At 59.1% G+C, this 25,953-nt stretch carries 15 protein-coding genes and 1 tRNA gene; 9 read left to right on the top strand and 7 right to left on the bottom strand.

Translation table 11 applies throughout. The features are described 5' to 3' along the window. Nucleotides 1-6: 6 nt before the first annotated feature. Nucleotides 7-915 carry a metallophosphoesterase gene (locus CENDO_RS01040; RefSeq protein ID WP_136140378.1) on the top strand — a complete coding sequence of 303 codons (909 nt, stop codon included), beginning with the start codon at nt 7-9 and terminating at the stop codon, nt 913-915. A gap of 49 nt (nt 916-964) precedes the next feature. After that, nucleotides 965-1,041 (top strand) — tRNA-Pro (locus CENDO_RS01035). 79 nt (nt 1,042-1,120) lie between these two features. On the opposite strand, the gene CENDO_RS01030 is transcribed toward CENDO_RS01035, so the two are convergent. After that, a complete protein-coding gene (locus tag CENDO_RS01030; RefSeq protein WP_168707151.1) occupies nt 1,121-1,768 on the bottom strand; it encodes a CPBP family intramembrane glutamic endopeptidase in 648 nt (215 codons plus the stop codon). A 116-nt stretch (nt 1,769-1,884) separates the two neighbouring features. Here CENDO_RS01030 and CENDO_RS01025 point away from each other — a divergent pair, with 116 nt between their 5' ends. The 3 genes from CENDO_RS01025 to CENDO_RS01015 all read left to right on the top strand — a co-directional run bounded on the left by CENDO_RS01025 (nt 1,885) and on the right by CENDO_RS01015 (nt 4,971). Next, nucleotides 1,885-3,339, top strand: a complete 1,455-nt coding sequence (locus tag CENDO_RS01025; protein WP_136140376.1) for a tryptophan-rich sensory protein — start codon at nt 1,885-1,887, stop codon at nt 3,337-3,339. 190 nt (nt 3,340-3,529) lie between these two features. Next, complete coding sequence (locus CENDO_RS01020) at nt 3,530-4,273, top strand: SDR family NAD(P)-dependent oxidoreductase (protein ID WP_136140375.1); 744 nt, start codon at nt 3,530-3,532, stop codon at nt 4,271-4,273. 422 nt (nt 4,274-4,695) lie between these two features. Further along, nucleotides 4,696-4,971, top strand: coding sequence for a peptidase M23 (locus CENDO_RS01015; RefSeq protein WP_136140374.1), 276 nt, complete (start codon nt 4,696-4,698; stop codon nt 4,969-4,971). Here CENDO_RS01015 and CENDO_RS01010 read toward each other — a convergent pair. Together CENDO_RS01010 and CENDO_RS01005 are read right to left on the bottom strand one after the other, a co-directional pair. Beyond that, nucleotides 4,913-6,355 (bottom strand): hypothetical protein, encoded by a 1,443-nt coding sequence (locus tag CENDO_RS01010; protein ID WP_136140373.1) that lies wholly within the window; start codon nt 6,353-6,355, stop codon nt 4,913-4,915. The two genes, CENDO_RS01015 and CENDO_RS01010, sit on opposite strands and share 59 nt — an antisense overlap. A gap of 54 nt (nt 6,356-6,409) precedes the next feature. Continuing rightward, nucleotides 6,410-7,984, bottom strand: coding sequence for a catalase (locus CENDO_RS01005; RefSeq protein ID WP_136140372.1), 1,575 nt, complete (start codon nt 7,982-7,984; stop codon nt 6,410-6,412). 162 nt (nt 7,985-8,146) lie between these two features. Between CENDO_RS01005 and CENDO_RS01000 the strand changes: the two genes are divergently transcribed. After that, nucleotides 8,147-8,689, top strand: a complete 543-nt coding sequence (locus CENDO_RS01000) for an RNA polymerase sigma factor (protein ID WP_136140371.1) — start codon at nt 8,147-8,149, stop codon at nt 8,687-8,689. Nucleotides 8,690-9,068: 379 nt separating this feature from the next. After that, entirely contained in the window at nt 9,069-10,469 is a 1,401-nt protein-coding gene (locus tag CENDO_RS00995) for a YkvI family membrane protein (RefSeq protein WP_246014323.1), read from the top strand. Between the two features lie 185 nt (nt 10,470-10,654). Here the strand turns inward: CENDO_RS00995 and CENDO_RS00990 are convergent, their stop codons facing one another. Both CENDO_RS00990 and CENDO_RS00985 read right to left on the bottom strand, forming a co-directional pair. Further along, nucleotides 10,655-11,686 (bottom strand): aspartate-semialdehyde dehydrogenase, encoded by a 1,032-nt coding sequence (locus CENDO_RS00990; RefSeq protein ID WP_136140370.1) that lies wholly within the window; start codon nt 11,684-11,686, stop codon nt 10,655-10,657. Nucleotides 11,687-11,722: 36 nt separating this feature from the next. After that, complete coding sequence (locus CENDO_RS00985; protein ID WP_136140369.1) at nt 11,723-12,988, bottom strand: aspartate kinase; 1,266 nt, start codon at nt 12,986-12,988, stop codon at nt 11,723-11,725. Between the two features lie 209 nt (nt 12,989-13,197). Between CENDO_RS00985 and CENDO_RS00980 the strand changes: the two genes are divergently transcribed. Then, nucleotides 13,198-14,088, top strand: a complete 891-nt coding sequence (locus tag CENDO_RS00980; RefSeq protein WP_168707150.1) for a DMT family transporter — start codon at nt 13,198-13,200, stop codon at nt 14,086-14,088. Between the two features lie 186 nt (nt 14,089-14,274). Here CENDO_RS00980 and CENDO_RS00975 read toward each other — a convergent pair whose 3' ends face one another. After that, nucleotides 14,275-17,598: a hypothetical protein gene (locus CENDO_RS00975; protein ID WP_136140368.1), complete on the bottom strand. Its 3,324-nt coding sequence runs from the start codon at nt 17,596-17,598 to the stop codon at nt 14,275-14,277. Further along, nucleotides 17,553-23,279: a Rib/alpha-like domain-containing protein gene (locus CENDO_RS00970; protein WP_136140367.1), complete on the bottom strand. Its 5,727-nt coding sequence runs from the start codon at nt 23,277-23,279 to the stop codon at nt 17,553-17,555. The genes CENDO_RS00975 and CENDO_RS00970 overlap by 46 nt, the downstream gene beginning before the upstream one ends. 550 nt (nt 23,280-23,829) lie before the next feature. Here CENDO_RS00970 and leuA point away from each other — a divergent pair. Beyond that, nucleotides 23,830-25,650 carry a 2-isopropylmalate synthase gene (gene leuA, locus CENDO_RS00965; RefSeq protein WP_136140366.1) on the top strand — a complete coding sequence of 607 codons (1,821 nt, stop codon included), beginning with the start codon at nt 23,830-23,832 and terminating at the stop codon, nt 25,648-25,650. Nucleotides 25,651-25,953: the final 303 nt, after the last annotated feature.

Below are 25,953 nucleotides of genomic sequence, written 5' to 3'. Positions count from 1 at the left end.
TAATACGTGAAAAAGACAACCACCACAGCGCTATCTGCCCTCGCCGCAACCGCCCTGGCCGGCCTCGGAACCCTGGTGTGGGGACACACGGAGCTAAACAAGTTCCGCCTCAAGGAATACACCCTGCCCCTGCTGCCTCCCGGAAGCCTGCGCGGCAAGGAGGAGTTCCGCCTCCTCCACCTTTCGGATCTGCACATGATTCCGGGCCAGGAGGACAAGATTGCATGGGTTAGCGCCCTGGATTCCCTCAACCCGGATCTGGTGGTTAATACCGGGGACAACCTCTCCGACCCAGCCGGCGTTCCGGACGTTCTCCGCGCCTTAGAGCCGCTCCTTAACCGCCCCGGCCTGTTTGTTTTTGGCACCAATGATTACTGGGCGCCCCGTCCGGTCAACCCATTCAAATACCTATGGGGCGCAAAACGCGACCCCAGCTACATCGATCTGCCGTGGAAGGGCATGCGTGCTGCGTTCATCGAGCGTGGCTGGCAGGACGCCAACCAGGCCCGCCTGGAGTTTAAGGTTGGAAACGTCAAGCTCGCGGCCTCCGGCGTGGATGATCCGCACCACGATCTGGATGACTATTCGGAAATCGCCGGTGCCCCGAACCCGGACGCGGATCTGGCCCTGGCGCTGCTGCATTCCCCCGAGCCGCGCGTCCTCAAGCGCTTTGAGGCTGACGGCTACCAGCTTTCCTTGTCCGGACACACCCACGGCGGCCAGATCTGCCTGCCGGGTGAGCGCGCTTTGGTCACCAATTCCGGGATCGATCGCAAGCGGGCCTCCGGCATGCATGACTTCGGTGCCATGAAGATGCACGTCACCAACGGACTGGGCACCTCCAAGTATGCCCCCGTGCGGATCTTCTGCCGCCCCTCCGCGGCGCTAATCAAGATAACAGAAAAGCCCGCTTAACCTGCCCTTTTGGTTAAGAGTCCCAATCGGAGTAACGTAAAAATCTGCACGGGATATGGCGCAGCTTGGTAGCGCACTTCGTTCGGGACGAAGGGGTCGCAGGTTCAAATCCTGTTATCCCGACCATAAAAGGCTAAAAGCCCTGGCACACCGCCAGGGCTTTTAGCCTTTGACCTTGTAGGGCTAATGGTGAGGCGATAGCCGCCTAGTTGATAATCAAGGGCAGCAGGAACGCCATGCCCACACTCCACGTCAGGTGCAGCGTGATGGCGGAGATGACGTTGCCGGAGCGGGCGGCTTCCATGCCCGCCAGGCCGCCGATCAGGACGGAGGCCACCAGCAGGAGCGGGATGCCCATCGCGGCCGTGACCGCGATATACAGCAGCACGGTCGCAATCAGCACCGCCTTTGGGGACATTACTTTCCCGAATTGGCGGCGGGCCACATCGCGGAAGAAAAGCTCCTCGCCAATGCCGTTGACCACCAGCGTTAATAGCGTAATGGCCACGGTATCGGTGCGCATATTGCCCAGCAGTTCATCCACGGGGGCGGCAAGCAGCGGGATGAACCGCACGATCAGCGCGCCGACGATGAATAGGGCGATAAGCCCCAGCCCGATGATTAAGCCGCGCGGAACCTCACGCCGGAAGTCCCCCTTCATCGCCGCGCGATTGCCGCATAGCCACCAGGTGGCGAACCACACCGCGGCGGTAAAGAATGTGCCCAGGTAGAAGCCCACGGAGGCGGTCGCGGAGATGGCCGAGACGAACAATCCCAGCCCGCCCAGCGCCGCGGGGATGATCACGCGCCAAAGAATCCGTGGCGGGTGCGTGGCGTGGGCGAAAGAAGACATGCTCCCCAGTGTGGCATAAAACGGCCCCCAGCCTTGGCTCGACCTTTCGGTAGGCTGGGGCAAACAGCGCCTACGTGCATTTTTCACGCACGCTCCGAAGAGAGGATGTATCCACCATGGATCAGAACACGTCCACATCGAATACCCGCCTGGCACTGGTCACCGGCGCCACGGGATACGTAGGCCGCAACGTGGTTCAGGAACTATTAGACCGCGGCTGGGCGGTACGCACGCTATCGCGGAGCCGGGACAAGGCAGAGACCATGGACTGGGCCGAGGCGATTGTCCCGCGGGGCCAGTCCGCAAAGGCAGGTCAGGTTGAGGTCTTCGAGGGGGATGCCACCAGTAGCGATGATCTCAACGGGGCCCTAGCCGGCGTGGACGTGGCCTGGTACCTGGTTCATTCCATGTCCGATGATGATGATTTCAAGGACACCGAGATAACAATGGCCCAGGACTTCGCAGAGGCGGCGAAGGCTCAAGACGTCCAGCGCATCGTGTACCTGGGCGGCCTGCATCCACAAGGTGAAGAGCTTTCCGAGCATCTGGCGTCACGGGTGGAGGTGGGGCAGGTATTCATCGATTCCGGCGTTCCCACCGCCGCGTTGCAGGCCGGCGTGGTCCTGGGCGATGAATCGATTTCCTTCAAGATGCTGCGCCACCTTTCGGAGCGCCTGCCGGGCGCGATTGGCCCCGAATGGATCCTCAATCGCATCACGCCGATCTCCGTGCGCGACGTGGTCTTCTACCTCGCCGGCGCCGCGGATTTGCCGTCCGAGGTCAACCGCACCTTCGACATCGGCGGCCCCGATACCTTGAAATACGCCAAGATGATGAAGGAGTACGCCAAGGCGCTCAAGCTGGGCCCACGTTTCCTCTTTTCCGCTCCGGTGGCCACGCCCAGGATGGCCGCGCACTGGATCTCCCTGGTAACGCCAGTCGACGCGCAGATCGCCGAGCCGCTCATCGGCAGCCTGATGCATGACACGGTGGTCAAGGAGCGCGACCTTGAGGGCTTTATCGGCACCCCGGAAGGCGGTAACGAAACCTTTAGGGAAGCGGTCATCAAGGCCACAAAGGACACGGATACCAAGCGTTGGCTGCGCACGCTGGGCACGGTGGGCGCCGCCGTGGCCGCGTGCTCGGCAACGGGTGCGGTCCTGACCGATCCGGACAACAAGAATTACCGCCGCCTCAAGCTGCCGTCCTGGCAGCCACCGGCGGCGCTCTTCCCGGTTGTTTGGACCGCCCTCTATACGGATATCGCAGTGGTTAACTCACTGGTCATCAGCGATAACCTGGAAGACGGGGATGCTAAATCGGCACGCGCGAATGCCGCCGCGTTGGGCGCCAACCTGGTTCTCAACGCAGGATGGACGGGCGTGTTCTTCCGTTCCCGTAGGAAGAAGCTGGCGGCCGCATGGGCGGGTGCCCTTGCCCTGAGCTCTGTGGATATGGTCCGCCGCGCGTGGAAGTCAGCACCGGAGCGCGGCGTGCTGCTTTCCCCGTACGCGGCATGGACCTCGTTTGCCACGGTGCTCAGCGCAGCTATCGCCAAGAAGAATCGATGACCCGAATCGCCCGGCGCCCCCGTATGCGGGAACGCAAGGCTACGGGCATGCCGATTGTCATAGTTGCTAAAGCAAATTACCTTACCGGCAGAGCCGCCCGCGCGAGCCCTGCATCCCGCCCCTCTGAGGCCCGGTATAGGGGCCTTCAATGCTATCCTGAACATGTCATAACCACGATTAAGGAGGAACCATGACGGTTCAGGGAAAGACTTTTATTGTCACCGGCGGCGCTGGCGGAATTGGCCAGGGCATCTCACGTTTGCTGGTTGAGCGCGGCGCCAACGTAGTCTCAGTAGACTTCAGCGAGGATGCCGTCAAGGCCCTGGGTGAGGAACTCGGCGACAAGGTAGTCTCCCTCTACGGTGACGTATCCAAGCGCGAGACCGCGCAGGAAGCTGTTAAGGCCGCTATTGACACCTTCGGCCGCCTCGACGGTGTTGTCAACAATGCACACGCATCGAAGCAGGCCCCATTCGTGGATCTCACCGAGGCAGACTGGGACCTGTCCTTCAACACCGGCTTCGTCGCCACCCGCAACTTCATGCTCGAGGCTTACCCTCACCTGAAGGAGAGCCGCGGTTCCGTAGTTAACTTCGCCTCGGGCGCCGGCATCTCTGGCCAGCAGACCCAGGCGGCCTACGCTTCTGCGAAGGAGGCCATCCGCGGCCTGACCCGCGTTGCAGCCAACGAGTGGGCCAAGGACGGGATCCGCGTCAACGTGGTCAGCCCGCTAGCGCTGACCGAGGGCGTTAAGGCCTGGAGCGAGGCCTTCCCAGATATGTACCAGGCAACCCTGCGCAACGTTCCACTCGGCCGCTTTGGCGATCCAAAGACGGACGTAGCGCCAATCGTTGCATTCCTACTCTCCGACGATTCCCAGTACATGACCGGACAGACCCTCATGGCTGACGGCGGCACCCAGAAGATGTACTAATCGGCGCTTTCAACGCCAACGCGCCCGCCGCACGCCTCACGCAATTGAGCCGCCCGGCGGGCGCTTTTGTATGCCCCGCAACCTCCCGCCCCTGGTCCGGGCCCTGAGTATGTAGGAGGCAAAACGAAACGGAGCGGTATCCGAAGATACCGCTCCGTCCCCTATTCCCTATCACTCACAACGGATTGGAGAAACCGCATGCCCGCCCCCTAAGCGGGCTTTGTGAGCAGAATCGATTTTAGCAAAGGCGTTCCAAGAAACCTAGCCAAGTTAATACCGAATTCCATTTTCACAGCTGGCTTTTATGAAGCTGCATATTCCCAAGGCGCCATAGCGATGCTCACCACGGTTTCACAGATTTCCTCAAGCAATACAGGTTGGCGATGCAGGGGTACTATCCCCTAGGCGCTACATTGGGAGCCATGATTACTTTCCACGAAGCCGCAGCCAAGGTACATGCAGCGCGTGGCCCGCTGGCCGGGGCCGCAGAAACCGAGACGCACTGGCTGTTTAGCCCTTCGGAACCGGATTCCTCCCTGGGGCCAACCTTCGTCAACCGCGAGACCGGCGATATTGAACAGCTCGATACGGACCCAAAGAATTGGAAGCCCCGGCTGCAGGCCTTCCGCGCCCAGGAGCCTAGGCAGCTTCCAATTCCTCAGGAATTCTTTGCTCATCCGCGCGCGATGGAGCAATAAAGCGGCTCGCGAGCCCAATGACGGCCACGGCGCCTAGGACCACCAGCGCGGTCCACAGCTGTGACGGTTGGCCGCCATTGCCAAGCACGGTCATGCCGGTCGATGCCCACTGCACCGGCATCAGGTTGGCGATGAAACTCAGCGCGCCCGGGAGCTGGCCGTCACTGGCGGCCACGTCCTTGAGCAGGAATGCGCATACCGCCAACTGCGCCAACCCCAGCACCGCGGCGAGGATCATGCCTGCCGTTGGGCCGCACAGGCCCACGAGCGCCCTGGTAATCGCGGCGGAGGCGGCCGCGCCGAGGAACGCCACGCCGGCTATCGCGGCGACGGTCGACGCCGGCAGCGTGTTGGTTGCAAACGCGAATGCCACAATCCCCGCCGCCGCGGCCGCGCCTACGAGGCCGCCGAGGATGTAGAACCAGCGCGTGCGCGCCACAACCGCACCGATGAGCACGGAGAGGGCGGCGATCATCAGGGCAACGACCGGGGCCAGGGAGGATTTCTCCTCCTCGGGGGCGGCCGCCGCGGCGGGCAGGGCGCGCTGCACCGCGTCCACCTTGCCGGCGTTTTGCTCGGCCATGGACTTCAAGCGCCCCGCGCCCTCGTTTAGCTGGTCCACTCCGCCCAGCGCCTCACCAACCCCGGCTTCGAGCTCCCCAATGGCTGCGTTGAGATCCTGGGCGCCCTTGGTCGCAGAGTAGATGCCGTCATGATAAGCGTAACCGGGCACGTCCAGTTGGTTGGACAGTTCCCGCGAGCCGTTTTTCAACTCATTGAGAGGCCCGGTGATATTCTCACCGATCTCGAACGCGGCAATCTGCCCCCGCAGATTGATTAGCTGTTCTTTCGCGGTCGCCGCCTCTGGGTTGTCATTGCCCTCCAGGTCCTCGATGGCGCGGTCCACTGCCCCCTGCAGCTGGCCCTTGACCGCTTCCAGGCCAACGACCTGGTCCACCGCCGCCTGCACCCCGTTGGCGAGTTCCGTGGCGCCGTCTCCGAGCTGACCGGTGCCGGCCTGCAATTGCACGAGGCCGTCCGCCAGGGCTTGCGCACCCTGCTTAAGCTGGGTGACGCCGCCGGAGAGCTCGGTGGAGCCCTCGGACAACTGGGAGGTTCCGTCGGACAGCTGATTAGCGCCAGTCTCCAGGAACCCCGCCTGCGCCTTAGCCTCGTTGGAGGCCCGGCGTGCATCGACTAAGAGGGAGGGATCAACCCCCACCGCCGGAGCGCCCGTGCGCTCCTCCTCACTGGACCAGGCGCGGGCCGGATCAAACCCCTGCACCGCGGCAAAAACGGCACCGGCCACCAGCGGGATAAGTACCAGGACTAATGCCAGTAGGTACCTAAGCCGTGGTCGCCGGGAAGAAGTAGTAGCGCTCATAGCTGAAACTGTAACTACCAGCGGCGATAGTTTCAGCTAGGCGCACCGTAACTTTTAGACGTTCTCTGCGCCGTCGCGGCGCTCCGCGCCCTTGGCCTTGAAGAGAACCTCAACGCGCTTGCCCAGGTCTGGGTCAACCTTGGTCCAGTACTCGTAGCAACGAGCCTCGGTGTCAGGGTGAACGCCTTCCATAGCGCCGGCAATGTTGTTAGCCAGGCGCTCGCGGGCGGCGTCATCCATAACCTCACGCACCAGGATGCCGGCCTGCATGAAGTCATCATCATCCTTGTGCTGGACGTAGGCCGCGCGGGTCAGGTCAGTGCCATGTGGATCCGGGTTGACGTACAGGTCATATGCCTGGCCCAGGGTCTTGCCGGAACCGGAGGTCTCATTATCATCCAGGTAGCCAGCGCCCTTTGCGTGGCGGTTAGGGGAGTGAACTGGGTCAGCCTCATCGTTGAACAGGAACTGCATGGAGCCCTCATGCTCATAGGTGTTGACCTTGTTGATTGGCTGGTTGACAGGCAGCTGCTTGTAGTTAGGTCCAATGCGGTAACGCTGCTGATCAGCATAAGCGAAAGCACGGGCAAGCAGCATGCGGTCTGGGGACAGGCCAACGCCAGGAACGATGTTGCCCGGATCCAGTGCGATCTGCTCAATCTGAGCGAAGAAGTTACGTGGGTTGCGGTTGAGCACGAAGTAGCCAACGTCAACCAGTGGGTAATCCTTCTGGGACCAGGTCTTGGTCAGATCGAATGGGTTCCAGCGGTAGTTCTCCGCATCCTCGAAAGGCATGATCTGAACCTTGACGTCCCAGATTGGGTAGTCACCACGCTCGATTGCGCGGTACAGGTCCTGACGGTGGTGGTCGGCGTTGCGGCCAGCCATCTCCTCAGCCTCTGCATCGGTGAAGCAATCCCAGCCCTGACGGGTCTTGAAGTGGTACTTAATCCAGACTGCCTGGCCCTCTTCATTGATCCACTGGAAGGTGTGGGAACCAAAGCCGTCCTGGTGGCGGGAGGTCTTAGGGGTACCGCGGTCACCCATCAGGTAGGTCACCTGGTGAGCGGATTCTGGGGTGCGGGTCCAGAAATCCCACTGCATATCGGCGTTGCGCAGGCCGGTGTGGTCACGCTTCTGGGAGTGGATGAAGTCAGGGAACTTCATGCCGTCACGCAGGAAGAAGGTTGGGGTGTTGTTGCCCACGATGTCATAGTTGCCGTCTTCGGTGTAGAAGCGCAGTGCGAAGCCGTGAACGTCACGCCAGGTATCAGGGGAGCCCTGCTCGCCGGCAACGGTGGAGAAGCGAGCCGCCATTGGGGTTACGGTGCCCTTCTGGAACAGCTTCGCTTTGGTGTACTGGGAAACGTCCTCAGTGATGTGCAGTTCGCCGAAGGCGCCGTGGCCCTTTGCGTGAGGGGTGCGCTCTGGAACGCGCTCACGGTTGAAGTGAGCGAGCTTTTCAATCAGGTGAATGTCATTGAGAACATTTGGACCCTGTGGGCCGGCGGTGATGGAAGTGTTCTCAGACGCTACCGGCTGACCGGAAGGGCGGGTGGACTGCTCGCCGCCTGGCTCGCGTGCGCCGCGGTCCAGAATCTGGTCTACTGCAGACTTTTCATTAGCCATGGGGAGGCCTCCTAGTGTTTAGAGATTGGCTATCAATTTTGGCCTAACTATAACCTACACCATTCAATGGAAAATGGCGACCGGTCTCTTAAAATTAATTAGAAATTTCGCACCATTGTACCTGCGATAGTTCAACCCCGCCGGGTGGTAGATTTATCAGGCGTGAAACACCACTCCGAAGCCGATGACGCACGCGTCACTGACCTGGCGTTGCGCGCCGGCCGTGGCGACCGTGCCGCGCTTACGGAGTTCATTCGCGCAACCCAGGATGACGTGTGGCGCTTGCTCGCGCACTTAGGCGGCGCCGAGATTGCCGACGACCTGACGCAGGAAACCTATCTGCGCGTCATGTCCGCGCTCCCCCGCTTCGCCGCACGCTCTTCGGCCCGCACCTGGCTGCTCTCACTCGCCCGGCGCGCATGGATAGATAACATCCGCCATGACATGGCGCGCCCCCGCAAGTCCGCGACCGAATATGAGGACGCCGCGGCGACCATGCCCCAGGAAGACGCCTCCTCGTGGAGCGAGTGGATTGATGTACGCAACATGATTGACAGGCTCCCCGAGGACCGCCGCGAGGCCCTCATCTTGACCCAGGTCCTGGGGTACACCTACGAGGAAGCGGCGAAGATTGCCGGCGTGCGCGTGGGCACCATCCGCTCCCGCGTGGCGCGAGCGCGCAAGGACCTAGTCCGGGAACGGTAGTTATTTCGCGGGGTTCACCAAGCCCTGCATCGGTGGAAACCGGTGGGACAAGCCCGCAGGCACAAGATCTCAAAAGCCCCGCCGCCCCATCGATGCCTCAATTAGCAAGACTGGCATTCAATACAGGCAGGGTATCCACATCGAATGCACAGCTAGGCGCTAATCGTTACCGAGCCGTTACCATATCCGCGTTTTGGCAGGGTGGGACGGGAAAGACAGGCCCGCCGTGCACGAAATGCGCAGCGCATGGGGGCTTTTCGATTCACTACACGGGCCGTTTCGCACTTATTGTTAAAGGGGAAACACGCGGAAAATCGAACGTCGACCCTAACCCCCGCTTCCAGTGCGGGGGTTAGGCGCGTGTACAAGGATATTAATAATGCTTAAACGCGCAATAGGCATCTCCATGGCCTTTACCGGCGTTATTGTGGGCGCCGGCTTTGCTTCCGGTCAGGAAGCCATGCAGTACTTCGTCTCCTTCGGCGAGGCTGGTTTCTGGGGCGTAGCCCTGGCCGCCGCCTTGATGATGATTTCCGGTATTGCCATCTTGCAGCTTGGCTCCTACTTCCAGGCAGATGAGCACACCGCCGTCTATGACAAGGTCTCCGGGCCAATCACCTCCAAGGTGATGGACTGGGCCACACTAGCGACCTTGTTCTCCATCGGCTTTGTCATGTTCGCCGGCGGTGGATCCAACCTGCAGCAGCAGTTCGGCTGGCCGGCCTGGGTGGGCGGCCTCATTATGCTGGTGCTGGTCCTGCTAACCGGCAAGCTGGACGTGGACAAGGTCACCAACGTCATTGGCATCATCACCCCGTTCATCATTATCTTCATCGTGGCCGCGACGGTCTACACCATCGTCACCACCGACGTCGATCTCTCCGACGCTAATAACTACGCGATGCAGGAAGTTGAGACCACCCTGCCTAACTGGTGGATTTCCGCACTGAACTACACCGGCCTGAACGTGCTGTGTGCGGTGTCCATGTCCATTGTTATTGGCGGCAACTTCCTTGACGGCCGCTCCGTAGGACTTGGCGGCCTGTTCGCCGGCTTCATCTACCTGGTACTGCTGTCCCTGCTGGTAGTTTCCCTGTTCTTCGTTGTTCGCGAAGTCAACGGCCAGGATCTTCCTGTGCTTGAGATGATCAACCAGATCAACCCGGTACTGACCTACCCAATGACCATCGCCATCTTCGGCATGGTCTTCAACACCGCCGTGGGCATGTTCTACGCGCTGTCCAAGCGCCTGACCCGCAACAATCCAGAGAAGTTCTACCTGTTCTACGCCGTTTCCTGCCTGATTGGCTTTGCCCTGTCCTTCGTTGGCTTCAAGCAGCTGGTTGGCGGCGTTTACCCAATCCTGGGCTACCTCGGCCTGATAGTCATCGTGGTCATGTCCGTAAGCTGGATTAAAAACCGCGGCAAGCTCAACGAGGAATCCGACCGCCGCCGCCGTGCCCGCGTCCTGGTGGCGCGCAAGCTGGATCCACGCAAGCGCTTCACGCTCAAGAACAAGAAGGAGCTGTCCAAGCTCGCCGCCGCGTCCAATATGGACAAGCCAGAGTTCGTCGAGGCCGTCTCCGAGGAGATCCTTGATGAACTGGAGGCCGACGATGAGCTCGAGGACTTCGACCGCGAGAATCCAGACCCATCCGTGACCTACGTCGTGCACACCGAACCTGTATCCCAGGAGCAGGCCGCTGACCTGGACTTCGATGGCAAGGGCGCGGACAAGCTCGCAAAGGTTGTAGAAAAGAAGCGGAACAAACCAGAGTAGACCGCCTCAGCAGCTAAAAACGACTAGCTCCCCACCGCGTAATCGAAGTGAACGGATTACGCGGTGGGGAGCTTTGTCCTTCCACGACTTGGCCCACTGAAGCCCCGGAGCCCCTGGTTTAGTCTCTAAAACGCCAGAGGCCGGCGGGAAAGCCACCCCGCCGGCCTCGCATGCACAAGGTGCCGTTAAACCAATAGCTCCGCAATCTGAATCGTGTTCAGCGCGGCGCCCTTGCGCAGGTTATCGCCCGAGACAACCAACACCAGGCCACGGTTGTCATCGACGGTCTGATCCTGACGGATGCGCCCAACCAGGGAATCATCCTTGCCTGCGGCCTCAAGCGGCGTAGGAACGTCTACCACGGTCACGCCAGGCGCATTGGCCAGAAGTTCCTTGGCGCGCTCCGGGGTAATGGACCTTTCAAATTCCGCGTGGATGGTCAGGGTGTGACCGGTAAATACCGGGATGCGCACGCAGGTACCGGAGACGCGCAGCCCTGGGATGCCCAGAATCTTGCGTGACTCGTTGCGCAGTTTTTGCTCTTCGTCGGTCTCCAGGGAACCGTCATCCACCAGGTTGCCGGCAAACGGCAGGGCGTTAAATGCGATTGGCGCCACGTAAGGGCCAAGCTCGTTGGTGGAGAGCTTGGAGCCGTCATGGGTCAGCTCCACATTATGATCACCAATGGATTCGACCTGCTTTGCCAGGGTCTCCACCCCGGCCAGGCCGGAACCGGAGACAGCCTGGTAGGAGGACACATGCAGCTTGGCAAGGCCGGCTTCATCGTGCAGCGGCTTGAGCACCGGCATCGCCGCCATGGTGGTGCAATTAGGGTTGGCGATAATGCCCTTCGGCAGATCCTTCACGGCCTCGCCGTTGACCTCGGAGACGATGAGCGGCACCTCATCGTCCTTGCGCCAAGCGGAGGAATTGTCAACGACCGTAGCGCCGGCGGCGGCAAAGACGGGAGCCCACTGCTTGGAGGTGGAACCACCGGCGGAGAATAGGGCGATGTCCACATCCGCGACGGATTCCTCGGTGACCTTGGTCAAATCCTCAACCACGATGTTCTCACCGCGGAAGTCAATCTCGGTGCCCGCCGAACGCGGGGACGCGAAGAAGCGAACCTTGTCCGCCGGGAAGTTACGCTCTTCGAGGATGGAGCGCATCACGCGGCCAACCTGGCCGGTGGCGCCTACAACTGCAACAGTAGTCATGAGTATTCCTTTCTGCGTTAAACGCTTTGCGGGCGTCTAACGGCCGGTGCCCGCGTAGACGGTGGCTTCCACTTCGCCGCCGAGCTGGAACTTGTCATGCAGCGCCCTGGCGGCCTTGTCCACGTCAGCCTCGCGGGTCAGAACGGAGATGCGAATCTCAGAGGTGGAAATGAGTTCCATGTTGACGTTGACGTCACGCAGCGCCTCGGTAAAGTCCGCGGTCACGCCCGGGTGGGACTTCATGCCCGCGCCGACCAAAGAAACCTTAGCGACCTGGTCATCGTACAAAATGTTGGTCCAGCCGCCCTCGGCCTTCAGCTTGCTCAGCAGCTCAACCGCGCGTGGGCCGTCCTCGCGTGGGCAGGTAAACGTGATGTCCGTGGTGCCATCCTCCAGTGAGGAGACGTTCTGGAGAACCATGTCGATGTTGATCTCCGCGTCGGCAACAGCGCGGAAGACCTTAGCCGCCTCACCTGGCCGGTCCGGGATGCCAAGGACGGTGACCTTGGCCTCGGACTTGTCGGTTGCCACACCAGTTAGTACTGCTTCTTCCACAGGGATATCCTCCATCGAGCCGGCGATCAGGGTGCCGGGGTCATTGCTATAAGACGAGCGAACTCGCAGGGGTACATTAAACGCACGCGCGTACTCGACGCTGCGCAGGACAAGAATCTTGGAGCCGACGGCCGCCATCTCCAGCATCTCCTCAAAGGAGAGCTGCTCCAGCTTTTGCGCGTCCGGAACAATGCGCGGGTCGGCGGTGTATACGCCATCCACGTCAGAGTAAATCTCACACACATCGGCCTTCAGCGCCGCCGCCAAGGCAACGGCGGTGGTGTCAGAGCCACCGCGACCCAGGGTGGTGACGTCACGGGTTTCCTTATTCACGCCCTGGAAACCGGCGACGATGCAAATCTTGCCTTTGTCCAGCGCCTCCGTGATGCGACCAGGCGTCACGTCCACAATGCGCGCATTGCCGTGCCGTTCGGTGGTAAGAACGCCCGCCTGGGAACCGGTAAATGACTGCGCCTCGGCGCCGAAGGACTCCACGGCCATGGCCACCAGCGCGTTGGAAATACGTTCACCGGCGGTAAGCAGCATGTCCATCTCGCGCTTCGGCGGGACCGGGTTGACTGCCGCGGCTAGGTCCAAGAGCTCATCCGTGGTATCCCCCATCGCGGAGCACACAACCACCACATCGTTGCCGGCTTTTTTCGTGGCCACGATGCGCTCCGCCACCGCGCGAATGCGCTCGGCCGATTCGAGGGATGAACCTCCGTATTTTTGCACGATCAGGGCCACTGGATGCTGCCGCCTTCCATCTTGTACGGTTGATATTCACGTTGCCCCTTATAAAGGAGTCACGGATAACAACCATCGTACAACGTGGCCCTCACAGATGAGAACCGTTTTGTCTCACAATATAGACATTTTCACCCCTAATTTTCCCAAGGTTTGGGATTTAATTCCCCAACTTCGCCATTCCACGCTTTTTCTATACGGTTAACTACGTGTTTGACACTCTGCTGGCCGTCACCTTCGCGCTTGCCTCCTCATTGACCATCGCATGGGGCACCGTTGTGCGGCACAAGATCGCGCTTGAGGCCAACAATGCCGTCATGCGCACCGCGATAAAGCGCCCCTTATGGTGGGTTGGCACGGGTGCCGCCGTGGTGGCCTACGGCCTGCAGATCCTCGCCCTGGGATTCGGCACCCTGCTCATTGTGCAGCCCATCCTGGTCCTCTCCCTCATGCTCACCCTCCCCCTGGCCGCCTGGTATTCCAAGCGCCGCATGGCGGGATCTGAGCTCCTCTGGTCCGCCCTGCTTACCGCCGCCGTGGCCGTGCTCATCATCCTAGGCCGCCCCGAGGCCGGCATGAGCCGCCCGCCCATGGACCGCTGGCTTCCGGCTATCGCCATCGGCATTGGTGCCATGGCGATTCTTGGGCTCGCCTCCGCCCGCGCCCGCTCGAAGCGTGCGCTGCTACTTGGCGCGCTGTGCGGCACCCTGTACGGCTACGTGGCCGTGTTGTCTAAGGCCGTGGTGGACATCTTTAAAGACGAGGGCGTGGCAGTACTGCTGGGGTCTTGGGAGTTTTATACCCTTGCCGCCAGCGCCGGAGTTGGCACGGTATTGCAGCAATACTCGTTCCACTCCGGTCCACTCACCCAATCGCTGCCGGCCATGACCATCATGGAGCCCATCGTGGCCTTCAGCCTGGGTTATGCCGTGTTAGGCGAGCACTTCCGCGTGGAATCCGCTCCGGGCTGGTCCGCCATGGCCATTGCGTTGGCGATCATGATCGCCTCCACCGTGGACCTCTCCCAGCGCGATGTCCGCGGACGCACCGTATCCTCGCGCGGGCCCTCGCTTCCCGCGCTGCCGACGCCGCCCCGCTGACCCCACAGCACCTCTGCGCAGCCGGTGCCTGGGGAGATGGCGCTCAGCACAAAGCGGTGAAGCGCGGCCACCTTTAAGGTAGGCGAACAGCGCTTCCACCGCTAATGACTTTGCCCCTTTAAGGGCGGATGGAGTGCGGCGGGCACCCCATCCTAGCTACCCCAAGGGTTGAGGCGTTTTTACGCTTTAGCCCTCGTTTGGTGCCCCTGCGTCAGTGTCAGACGAGCCGGAAGAGGAACCGCCCGACGCGCAGTTATTGATCAGCAGCCCAAGGATGATTGCTCCGGCGACCACCGCAGCGGTGGTACGTGCAAAATCAGAATTCAGCAAGCGGTTGATCTCATTGATGACCTGGTTGTTTTCTTGCCAGATACCCAAGCGCTTCTGAGCCTGGGTGTTGAGATCCCGAAGCTGATTATTCACCTTGTTAATCTCGCGACCCACCTGGGCTTGCAGCTGTTCTAGACCCGGGATGTTCATCTGGTTAGCCAGGCCCAGCGGAATCAGCAGGAGCAACGGCAGGCCAACGGCCAATCCGGTTGGGATGCACTTCTCATTGAGCGAGGAACCGCCGACCGGCGGAACCACAATCGTGTCATCCGAGTCAGGCTCGAATGGGTTGGTCCCGTTCTCCAGCTCGTCCGCATTCATCACCCCATCGGCATCAAAGTCACCCGAAGGATCGAGCCCCGGGGTGCCATCTGCATCGGTGAGGATGAAGCTAGCCTCCTTACCCAGGTCCTGGGTGCCGTCACCGTAGGTCACGTCAACCTGGATGGTTGGGTTAAGCAGGTCGCCCAGCTCTGCAACTAGCTGGTCGAAGATAGGCGCATCGCCGAGTTTAGCCACGGCGTCATCCCAGGCATCGGCCAACTGCTCGAGGCTTGGTGCCACCGCAGTGATCTGGCCGGTGACCGGATCCGTAGTGAAGGTCCAGCCGTCAACCTCCGAAGTGGTCACCTCGTTGAGTTCAGGCTCGCCCTCGAATGGATCATTCGTGGTAGCGGTGCCATCCGGTGTTACCGCAGTGGAATCGTAGCTTGGCTCGTGGACATCAGATTCCGGATCGACCGGAATGGAACCTTTGTCCTTCGGGTCACTGCCCTTATCGATTTCCACCTCATCGGAGACACCATCATTGTCATCATCCGAATCCCTCAGATCAGGCTCACCATCGCCATCCGTATCACGCTCAACCGTGACCACAATCTCCTCAGTCATCGAACCACCACCAGGATTCGTGACAACAACCTCAACAGTTACCGCACGAGACTCCTCATCAGCATCCCACTCCTCAACAACCGGAACACCAGTAACCTCACGCGCCTCCGGGTCATAAACCAGACCCTCAGGAACCGTCACCACAACCGTAGACTCCGGATTCACAGGATTGACCTCAATGAGTTCAATCTCCTTACCTTCCGTCACCGTCTGAGGAGCAACATCCTCAATACCGGTAATCGGAACCATCGGAGTCGCCGGGAAGGAACCATCGTCCTTCGGATCACTGCCCTTCTCAATTTCCACCTCATCGGAGACACCATCATTGTCATCATCCGAATCCCTCAGATCAGGCTCACCATCGCCATCCGTATCACGCTCAACCGTGACCACAATCTCCTCAGTCATCGAACCACCACCAGGATTCGTGACAACAACCTCAACAGTTACCGCACGAGACTCCTCATCAGCATCCCACTCCTCAACAACCGGAACACCAGTAACCTCACGAGCCTCCGGGTCATAAACCAGACCCTCAGGAACCGTCACCACAACCGTAGACTCCGGATTCACAGGATTGACCTCAATGAGTTCAATCTCCTTACCTTCCGTCACCGTCTGAGGAGCAACATCCTCAATACCGGTAATCGGAACCATCGGAGTCGCCGGGAAGGAACCATCGTCCTTCGGATCACTGCCCTTCTCAATTTCCTCGATATCGGAAACACCATCATTGTCATCATCCGAATCCCTCAGATCAGGCTCACCATCGCCATCCGTATCACGCTCAACCGTGACCACAATCTCCTCAGTCATCGAACCACCACCAGGATTCGTGACAACAACCTCAACAGTTACCGCACGAGACTCCTCATCAGCATCCCACTCCTCAACAACCGGAACACCAGTAACCTCACGCGCCTCCGGGTCATAAACCAGACCCTCAGGAACCGTCACCACAACCGTAGACTCCGGATTCACAGGATTGACCTCAATGAGTTCAATCTCCTTACCTTCCGTCACCGTCTGAGGAGCAACATCCTCAATACCGGTAATCGGAACCATCGGAGTCGCCGGGAAGGAACCATCGTCCTTCGGATCACTGCCCTTCTCAATTTCCTCGATATCGGAGACACCATCATTGTCATCATCCGAATCCCTCAGATCAGGCTCACCATCGCCATCCGTATCACGCTCAACCGTGACCACAATCTCCTCAGTCATCGAACCACCACCAGGATTCGTGACAACAACCTCAACAGTTACCGCACGAGACTCCTCATCAGCATCCCACTCCTCAACAACCGGAACACCAGTAACCTCACGCGCCTCCGGGTCATAAACCAGACCCTCAGGAACCGTCACCACAACCGTAGACTCCGGATTCACAGGATTGACCTCAATGAGTTCAATCTCCTTACCTTCCGTCACCGTCTGAGGAGCAACATCCTCAATACCGGTAATCGGAACCATCGGAGTCGCCGGGAAGGAACCATCGTCCTTCGGATCACTGCCCTTCTCAATTTCCACCTCATCGGAGACACCATCATTGTCATCATCCGAATCCCTCAGATCAGGCTCACCATCGCCATCCGTATCACGCTCAACCGTGACCACAATCTCCTCAGTCATCGAACCACCACCAGGATTCGTGACAACAACCTCAACAGTTACCGCACGAGACTCCTCATCAGCATCCCACTCCTCAACAACCGGAACACCAGTAACCTCACGAGCCTCCGGGTCATAAACCAGACCCTCAGGAACCGTCACCACAACCGTAGACTCCGGATTCACAGGATTGACCTCAATGAGTTCAATCTCCTTACCTTCCGTCACCGTCTGAGGAGCAACATCCTCAATACCGGTAATCGGAACCATCGGAGTCGCCGGGAAGGAACCATCGTCCTTCGGATCACTGCCCTTCTCAATTTCCTCGATATCGGAAACACCATCATTGTCATCATCCGAATCCCTCAGATCAGGCTCACCATCGCCATCCGTATCACGCTCAACCGTGACCACAATCTCCTCAGTCATCGAACCACCACCAGGATTCGTGACAACAACCTCAACAGTTACCGCACGAGACTCCTCATCAGCATCCCACTCCTCAACAACCGGAACACCAGTAACCTCACGCGCCTCCGGGTCATAAACCAGACCCTCAGGAACCGTCACCACAACCGTAGACTCCGGATTCACAGGATTGACCTCAATGAGTTCAATCTCCTTACCTTCCGTCACCGTCTGAGGAGCAACATCCTCAATACCGGTAATCGGAACCATCGGAGTCGCCGGGAAGGAACCATCGTCCTTCGGATCACTGCCCTCTCAATTTCCTCGATATCGGAGACACCATCATTGTCATCATCCGAATCCCTCAGATCAGGCTCACCATCGCCATCCGTATCACGCTCAACCGTGACCACAATCTCCTCAGTCATCGAACCACCACCAGGATTCGTGACAACAACCTCAACAGTTACCGCACGAGACTCCTCATCAGCATCCCACTCCTCAACAACCGGAACACCAGTAACCTCACGCGCCTCCGGGTCATAAACCAGACCCTCAGGAACCGTCACCACAACCGTAGACTCCGGATTCACAGGATTGACCTCAATGAGTTCAATCTCCTTACCTTCCGTCACCGTCTGAGGAGCAACATCCTCAATACCGGTAATCGGAACCATCGGAGTCGCCGGGAAGGAACCATCGTCCTTCGGATCACTGCCCTTCTCAATTTCCTCGATATCGGAGACACCATCATTGTCATCATCCGAATCCCTCAGATCAGGCTCACCATCGCCATCCGTATCACGCTCAACCGTGACCACAATCTCCTCAGTCATCGAACCACCACCAGGATTCGTGACAACAACCTCAACAGTTACCGCACGAGACTCCTCATCAGCATCCCACTCCTCAACAACCGGAACACCAGTAACCTCACGAGCCTCCGGGTCATAAACCAGACCCTCAGGAACCGTCACCGCAACCTCAGAATCCGGATTCACAGGCACAACCGGAATCGGAACAACCGGATTGCCCTCAACCACAGTCTGATCCTCAACAGCACCAATGCCCGTAACAGTGAACTCCTTAGGAGACTCATCTACCTCATCAGCAATCGAGTCACCATCATCATCCCCATCATCAACATCAGGGACACCATCGTCATCCGTATCACGCAAGACAGTCACCGTGGCCTGCTCAGAAACCACCTCACCATTCGGATTCTCAACCGCAACCTCAACAGTTACCGCACGAGACTCCTCATCAGCATCCCACTCCTCAACAACCGGAACACCAGTAACCTCACGAGCCTCCGGGTCATAAACCAGACCCTCAGGAACCGTCACCGCAACCTCAGAATCCGGATTCACAGGCACAACCGGAATCGGAACAACCGGATTGCCCTCAACCACAGTCTGATCCTCAACAGCACCAATGCCCGTAACAGTGAACTCCTTAGGAGACTCATCTACCTCATCAGCAATCGAGTCACCATCATCATCCCCATCATCAACATCAGGGACACCATCGTCATCCGTATCACGCAAGACAGTCACCGTGGCCTGCTCAGAAACCACCTCACCATTCGGATTCTCAACCGCAACCTCAACAGTTACCGCACGAGACTCCTCATCAGCATCCCACTCCTCAACAACCGGAACACCAGTAACCTCACGAGCCTCCGGGTCATAAACCAGACCCTCAGGAACCGTCACCGCAACCTCAGAATCCGGATTCACAGGCACAACCGGAATCGGAACAACCGGATTGCCCTCAACCACAGTCTGATCCTCAACAGCACCAATGCCAGTAACAGTGAACTCCTTAGGAGACTCATCTACCTCATCAGCAATCGAGTCACCATCATCATCCCCATCATCAACATCAGGGACACCATCGTCATCCGTATCACGCAAGACAGTGATGGTTAGAGTTTGCTCCGCTGCATTCTCGTCGCCTTCATCCGTGATTGTGAAGGTAACCGCCAGGTCGCGGGTTTCCTCTTCCTCGGCCCAATTGTCAATAGCTGGCGTGCCGGTTAGCGTCCCATTCTCGAAGGTAAGGCCAGCAGGAAGTTCGCCGTTGATAGCAACGGTTGGCGCATCGCCGGTGGCGCTCGGGATTACTGGGGCAATCTCATTGCCTTCAACGACAGTCTGAGGCTCTAGTTCGCCGACCTCCAACGGGGTGTTGGCCACATTGACAGAGTATGGAACCTCATCGGTGGAACCGTCAGCGTATGTAACGGTTACGGTTCCGGTTACAGCGCTGCCCACTTCACCATCGGTAGGCACAGTCACGGTGATGCTTCCATCGTCGCCCAGGACCGCATCGCCTGCAGTGACCTCGAAGGTACGGTCTCCCGCTGGCCAGTTCTGCTGTTCGGGCAGTTCGAGGTTGAGGGTTACTTCCTCACCCCTTGTTCCATCACCATTGGGGTAGAAAGGTTCGACAGAACCGGCTTGGTCGCCAACGTTAATTACTGCATCAACAACCGTGGTGGAACCATCCACGTAGGTTACAGTCACCGGCAAGCGCAGGGCAGAGTCCCTGTCCTCATTGCGCGGAACAACAGTGATTTCACCGGTGACGGGATCAATAAACACATCACCCGGTGCGCTTACTTCATCGGCACTGCCTTTCACCGTAAAGCCTTCAGGGGTTCCGCCCGTGAATTCGAAACCTACTCCCTCCGGCGCATCAGCCTCATCGCCAAACAGCGGAGTTGCTACGGCAACCGCACCCGGGACACCATCAACCTCAGCGTAAGTGGGGGTGTACTGCGTGTTCTGAGCTTCCGCAACATTAAAGGTAGCGCTGCCATCAGCGGTGCTGCCGTCAGGGAAGGTCGCGGTAATAGCCACGGTTACCGGCACACCGAAATCTTCGGGGCGGGCATTAATCGTTACTTCACCGGTATCAGGGTTCACGTAGTACTGGCCCTGCTCGATGTTCTCGGCCGAGTCGGCAGGGGTGTATCCTTCCGGCTGCCCCTCCTCGCTTGCAGCGAACTTGGTGCCTTCAGGCTTGGCTGCCCCGCCCTCGCCCTCTAGCGGGTTGAAGATAGGCTCGGGGCTCGTTGCAGGGATGCCGACCACGGCGTCGGTTGCACCGATCGTAAAGCCCACAAGCTCGCTGAGCGGCTTGACGGTAACCGGAGCATAAATCTGCTCGATTGACCCATCAGCGTAGACCATCTGAACAGGAATGTAGTAGGTACCAGGCTCCACATCCAAGCCCGGCGCCAGCTGGATCGTGCCGTCATCTTGGACATCTGCCCATGGGTAGCGCGACGTGCCATCTGCGTTTGCAATCACGTCGCCGAACGTCACACCTTCTGGAGCAACTTCACCTTCGGCATACGCTGGCGCGCCAACTGTTGCTTCCTCACCAGGGAACACGCTGGTTTCAGCATAAGCAGGAATCGCGTTGGTCTCCGCCGCCGAGGCTACCGTTGTAACAGTGACCGGCGCGTACACCTTAGCGGTGCTTCCATCAGAATAGGTCACCGTTACGGGGAACTGGTAGGCGCCGGCCTGCGTACCTGCGGGGACGTTCCAGTTCAATTGACCAGCATTGTTGATGGTGACATCATCTGCATTGGCGATAGCTGGCCAGTCGGCCGCGCTGGCATCAATAGCATAGCTCTGCACGGCGTCGGCAGGTGCTGGGGTCGCTGCACCATTTTCGTCGTACTGGCTGACGGTGGGAGTAAGTGTTGCGGTTGCACCGGCCTCAGCAGAAACCTCTACGCTGACACCCGCATAGGACGTGGAGTACTTCTGGGCATCCTCAAGATTCTGAGGATCCTCCGGGTCGTCGTAGACAAAGTGGGCCTGGATGACCTCGCTGGAACCATCGGGGTAGCTCACCGTGACCGGAATGCGAACCTCGGAGCCTGGGACCGCCTTATCGTAGGTTAGAGTGCTGCTCGTACGAACACCTAGTCTGATCGCGCTCTTGGCGAACGGTGAGTCCTCGCCGTATTGATCTATTGCTTCTTTCGCTTTTCCAACGAACACCGCCGATGCCCGAGTGCATTCTTGGCCCTGTTCGCCACCACACCATCCGCCATCGTTATCATCATCACTACTGATGCCACGACCGCGGAGGTTTGGAACCATCTGTTCGCCCTCGTTCTCTGGCACGGAAAAAGTGGTTCCGGCGGGAAGCGTATCCGCGTTCGCGATGAAGCCCATGTTCGTCAGATTGTTACGGGCTATACCGCCAAGCGAGGTTCGCTCATTGATGTATACCGTCTCGTAGTACGGCGCGTGTTGCGCGGCTTGGCTATTGGGGCCGTTGACGCTGTATGCCACGGAATCGGCGGCAACAATGAAGCCGTCGATGACCAGCTCGGCGCGGTAGGTAGTATCCGCGCTCAAACCTGCAGGGATTGAGAAAGCGGCGTTACTGAGCGCGTCTTCTTCGTAGTTAGCCGAGTTGACGGAGTGCCTAGCGATTTCCTCGCCGGCGGCGTTGCGCCACACAATCTCCGCCTTCGCTTCACGTGGAATATTCGCGGAGATCGCTGGGGTTACCGTATCACCAGTGAAAGCGCGTTCTTTGTCCAAGATCAGCTTGTGCTCTGGCTGAGCCACCACGGCGAAGTGCATGTTGTACCAGCTATGGCGGGCGGCTTGCCACAGCTGCGGGATGTTGGTCTGGGCATCAGGTTTGCCGTACATGGCGTCGATGTAGCTGGAGTATGCAGACTGCACCTGCCAATTGCCATCAGAATCCCTGGTTTCCAGGTGCTGGTACAGGTAGCGCCAGTCCCAGTCCTTGTTATTGAACACAGCCGAGTAGTAGCCCTCATCATCCGTGTAGGCCACCACGGTCTCCATGATGTATTCAGGGTGCTGCTCCAGGATTTCACGCTGGATAGCGGCCTGCTCGGCGCGGGTCAGGTCACGATCAATCCCACGCATGGCGGCCACACCGGCCGGGGTAAGCACGGAGGTCACCACGCGGGCTTCGCCCGCACGGAAGAAGGTTTCGCCGGCTGAGTTGGGGAAGTTCAGCAGGCCCACGTCTTTGGCACCGGTCTCCCACCACACGCGGCCGCTGACCGAACCACGGTTTTCATCGGCGAAAGAACCATCAACCCGGCCCTGGACCGCGGAATCATGGCGGCGGGGATCACCCGATGGAGCGTGGAGGTAGATCCCACCGTTCGGGGCAGCCGGATCCGCCTGGGGGTACTCGTAGGTAAACACGCCGGTGTAGACAAATGACTGCGGGATGTTAGTCCACATGCCCGCGCCGCCGTCACCTTCGTTGTTCAGGCCTACATTCGCACCCGGAACGGAACGCAGCGTGCCCAGCTCCAGGCCGGTTTCTGGGTTTTTCTGGCCAGGGGCCAGCCACAACTTGACGCGAACTTGATACGGGCGGGCGTAGAACTCGTGAATGTTGCCATTCTCATCGGTGAAGTTCGGGAAGTGGAAAACATAGGAACCGTCACCGCCGGACAAGCCGCTCAGGTTGGCGGTGGTGGCCTCATAGATTGGCGATACAGTGCCATCCTCATCCATCCACTGCGCCAGCACCTTCAGGCCGTTGAGGCCTTCGGAGTTTCCATTGAAAGTCTGGAAGTCACCAGCGCCAGGGGCGAACAGGCGTCCGCCAACCATGCCGCCGTAGTTGCCACCGTTAGCATCTCGCTGGCGGTTGACCCACACATAGTTGTTCAGCTGATCCATGCTTGTCACGACGCCGGAGGCTATACCGTCGGCGTTGATGCGCTGGACCGTGCTGTTACCGGATTCGTTTACGGGCGAGTTACCGTCCTGCGATGGCTGAGTCTCCTGAGCCTGGGCAATGGGGGCAAGTTCGGGACGGATGACCGGTTGCACCATCGGCATCACGAGCGATGCGGTGACTGCGCTGGCAGCGATTGATAGTCCACGGCGGCGAGCGCGAGACGATACATACCTATGTTTAGCCATGTCGATAAACCTTGTCTAATAAGCCGAGGAGAGACATACTTTCCCCTCAGAAAGGTTGGATAATTATCATGAATATAGCAACAAAAGTTCATGCAGCTCACGCCTAATTTTTCGGGGTCAAATGCGGACTTCCCTGACAACTCTTAGCTACGCAGATTTGCCGCACAGTAATTTCTCAGAAAAAACTTATAAAGCCGCTGGCAAAGGGTGACGCCTGCAGGTTTTCCGCAGGTCAAACCGGAGGTGCGACCGGGAACCCAATGCGACGCATGACACGGGGCGAAAAGAACCTGAAAAATGAGCGGGCGGCATATCACTTAGAGCAAGCTAAAAATATGTCGCACGTCACCCCCAAAAGTGTGCTTCAAGCGCTAGACCGCCCTGTCCCCCGCCGGCCCGGGCTATAGTGTGTCTCATGTTGAACCGGGCAAACCTACTTCTTATTTGCCGCGACGGGATTTAGACCTACCTACACGGCTGGCACCCCGGCGCGGAGTCTCGTGTTGCCGGTCGTGGTCACAACATCCCACTTTTTAAGGAAAACTCCGCCATGTCACCTAATGACTCATTTATCTCCGCCCCTCGCGAAATCACCACCCCATCTGGCCCACGCCGCGAAGGCCAGCCGGCATGGAATAAGCAGCGCGGATCCTCGATGCCAATCGACCGCTACCTGCCGTTCGCCAAGGAGGTAGAGGACATTGTCCTGCCGGACCGCACCTGGCCGGACCAAAAGATCACCCATGCGCCGCAGTGGTGCGCGGTGGATCTGCGTGATGGAAACCAGGCTCTGATTGACCCCATGTCCCCACAACGCAAGCACCGTATGTTCGATCTGCTGGTGAAGATGGGTTACAAGGAAATCGAGGTTGGTTTCCCCTCCGCGTCACAGACTGACTTTGACTTTGTGCGTGAAATCATCGAGCAGAACAAGATCCCTGAAGATGTCACCATCCAGGTTCTTGTTCAGGCCCGCGAGCACCTGATTCGCCGCACCTTCGAGGCATGTGAGGGCGCACCAAACGTGATCGTGCACTTCTACAACTCCACCTCCAAGCTTCAGCGTGAGGTTGTATTCCGCAAGGACAAGCCGGCGATTAAGAAGCTGGCTACGGACGCAGCAGAACTGATCAAGAGCATTGCTGCGGACTACCCTCAGACCAATTGGCGCTGGGAATACTCACCTGAGTCCTTTACCGGCACCGAACTGGACTTCGCGAAGGAAGTCTGCGATGAGGTAGTGGCAATCATGGGCGCCACCCCTGATAACCCGATGATTATCAACCTGCCATCCACGGTGGAGATGATCTCCCCTAACGTGTACGCGGATTCCATTGAGTGGATGCACCGCAACTTAAACAACCGCGAGTCCATCATCATCTCCCTGCACCCGCACAATGACCGTGGTGAGGGTATCGCCGCAGCCGAGCAGGGCTACATGGCCGGCGCGGACCGCATTGAGGGCTGCCTGTTTGGCAACGGCGAACGCACCGGCAACGTTGACCTGGTGACCTTGGGGCTGAACATGCTGACCCAGGGAGTAGACCCACAGATTGACTTCTCCGATTTGCCAACCATCCGTGAAACGGTGGAGTACTGCAACCAGTTGCGCGTACCTGAGCGCCACCCATACGGCGGCGACCTGGTCTTCACCGCGTTCTCCGGCTCCCACCAGGACGCGATTAATAAGGGCCTGGATGCGCTGGCGAACAAGGTTCGCCCAGGCGCTAATAACACTGACGTGTCCTGGGAGGAGCTGCGCGAAACCGTTTGGGAGGTTCCTTACCTGCCAATCGATCCTAAGGACGTTGGCCGTGACTATGAGGCGGTTATCCGCGTGAACTCGCAGTCCGGCAAGGGCGGCGTGGCCTACATCATGAAGACGGACCACGGCATTAACCTGCCTCGCGCTATGCAGGCTGAGTTCTCCTCCATCGTCCAGGGCGTCACCGATGCTGAGGGCGGCGAGGTTAATTCCAAGGCCATGTGGGACATCTTCGCCAAGGAATACCTGGACCGCACCACCCCGCTGGAGCAGGTGGCGATTACCATCCATAACGCCGAGACCATCGATGCTGACGTGGATGTGGTGGCGAAGGTCATCTACAACGGCGAGGAGAAGGAGCTCAAGGGCACCGGCAATGGCCCTATCGCGGCTTACGCCAATGCACTGGAGGCCGTGGGCATTGACCTGGAGGTCCTGGAGTACTCCCAGCAGTCCCGTTCCGCCGGCGATGACGCTGAGGCCGCATGTTACATCGCGGCCGATGTCAACGGCACCAAGGTCTGGGGTGTTGGCACCGCAGGTTCTACCACCAATGCGTCCCTGCGCGCGATTACCTCCGCCGTCAACCGCGCCTTCAATTCCTAAGGTTTTGTAACCCGCTTATATAAGGCGTCCACCCGGCTCGATTACGAGCTCGCGCGTGGACGCCTTTGCTATTCACTCTCAAGCGGGGATTCACCTTGTTATTCGCGCACTGTGAACGGCCACTGTCGGCATTGGGAGGCCGCGCTGTTTCTGCCTCGACCAGGCGGGGCAAGTCCTGTTCCTTAAAAGGCCTTAAACGGCACCTCCAGGTCGCTCGGATGTAGGAATTCGCATAAATGGGTGCGAGGGCCCGATACCGCGGTTGAGTGCGCCGGGTAACAAGAATCACGCCCCGGTGAACTA

This window comes from Corynebacterium endometrii, assembly GCF_004795735.1.
GTDB lineage: Bacteria > Actinomycetota > Actinomycetes > Mycobacteriales > Mycobacteriaceae > Corynebacterium > Corynebacterium endometrii.
The sequence above is the reverse complement of the archived record's forward strand: the minus strand, read 5'-3'. Positions and strand labels throughout refer to the sequence as shown.

Coding starts and splice junctions, on each gene's coding strand:
- CENDO_RS01030 (WP_168707151.1), bottom strand. CDS start 1,768: ATGTCTTCTTTCGCCCACGCCACGCACCCGCCACGGATTCTTTGGCGC.
- CENDO_RS01025 (WP_136140376.1), top strand. CDS start 1,885: ATGGATCAGAACACGTCCACATCGAATACCCGCCTGGCACTGGTCACC.
- CENDO_RS01020 (WP_136140375.1), top strand. CDS start 3,530: ATGACGGTTCAGGGAAAGACTTTTATTGTCACCGGCGGCGCTGGCGGA.
- CENDO_RS01015 (WP_136140374.1), top strand. CDS start 4,696: ATGATTACTTTCCACGAAGCCGCAGCCAAGGTACATGCAGCGCGTGGC.
- CENDO_RS01010 (WP_136140373.1), bottom strand. CDS start 6,355: ATGAGCGCTACTACTTCTTCCCGGCGACCACGGCTTAGGTACCTACTG.
- CENDO_RS01005 (WP_136140372.1), bottom strand. CDS start 7,984: ATGGCTAATGAAAAGTCTGCAGTAGACCAGATTCTGGACCGCGGCGCA.
- CENDO_RS00995 (WP_246014323.1), top strand. CDS start 9,069: ATGCTTAAACGCGCAATAGGCATCTCCATGGCCTTTACCGGCGTTATT.
- CENDO_RS00990 (WP_136140370.1), bottom strand. CDS start 11,686: ATGACTACTGTTGCAGTTGTAGGCGCCACCGGCCAGGTTGGCCGCGTG.
- CENDO_RS00975 (WP_136140368.1), bottom strand. CDS start 17,598: ATGGTTCCGATTACCGGTATTGAGGATGTTGCTCCTCAGACGGTGACG.
- CENDO_RS00970 (WP_136140367.1), bottom strand. CDS start 23,279: ATGGCTAAACATAGGTATGTATCGTCTCGCGCTCGCCGCCGTGGACTA.
- leuA (WP_136140366.1), top strand. CDS start 23,830: ATGTCACCTAATGACTCATTTATCTCCGCCCCTCGCGAAATCACCACC.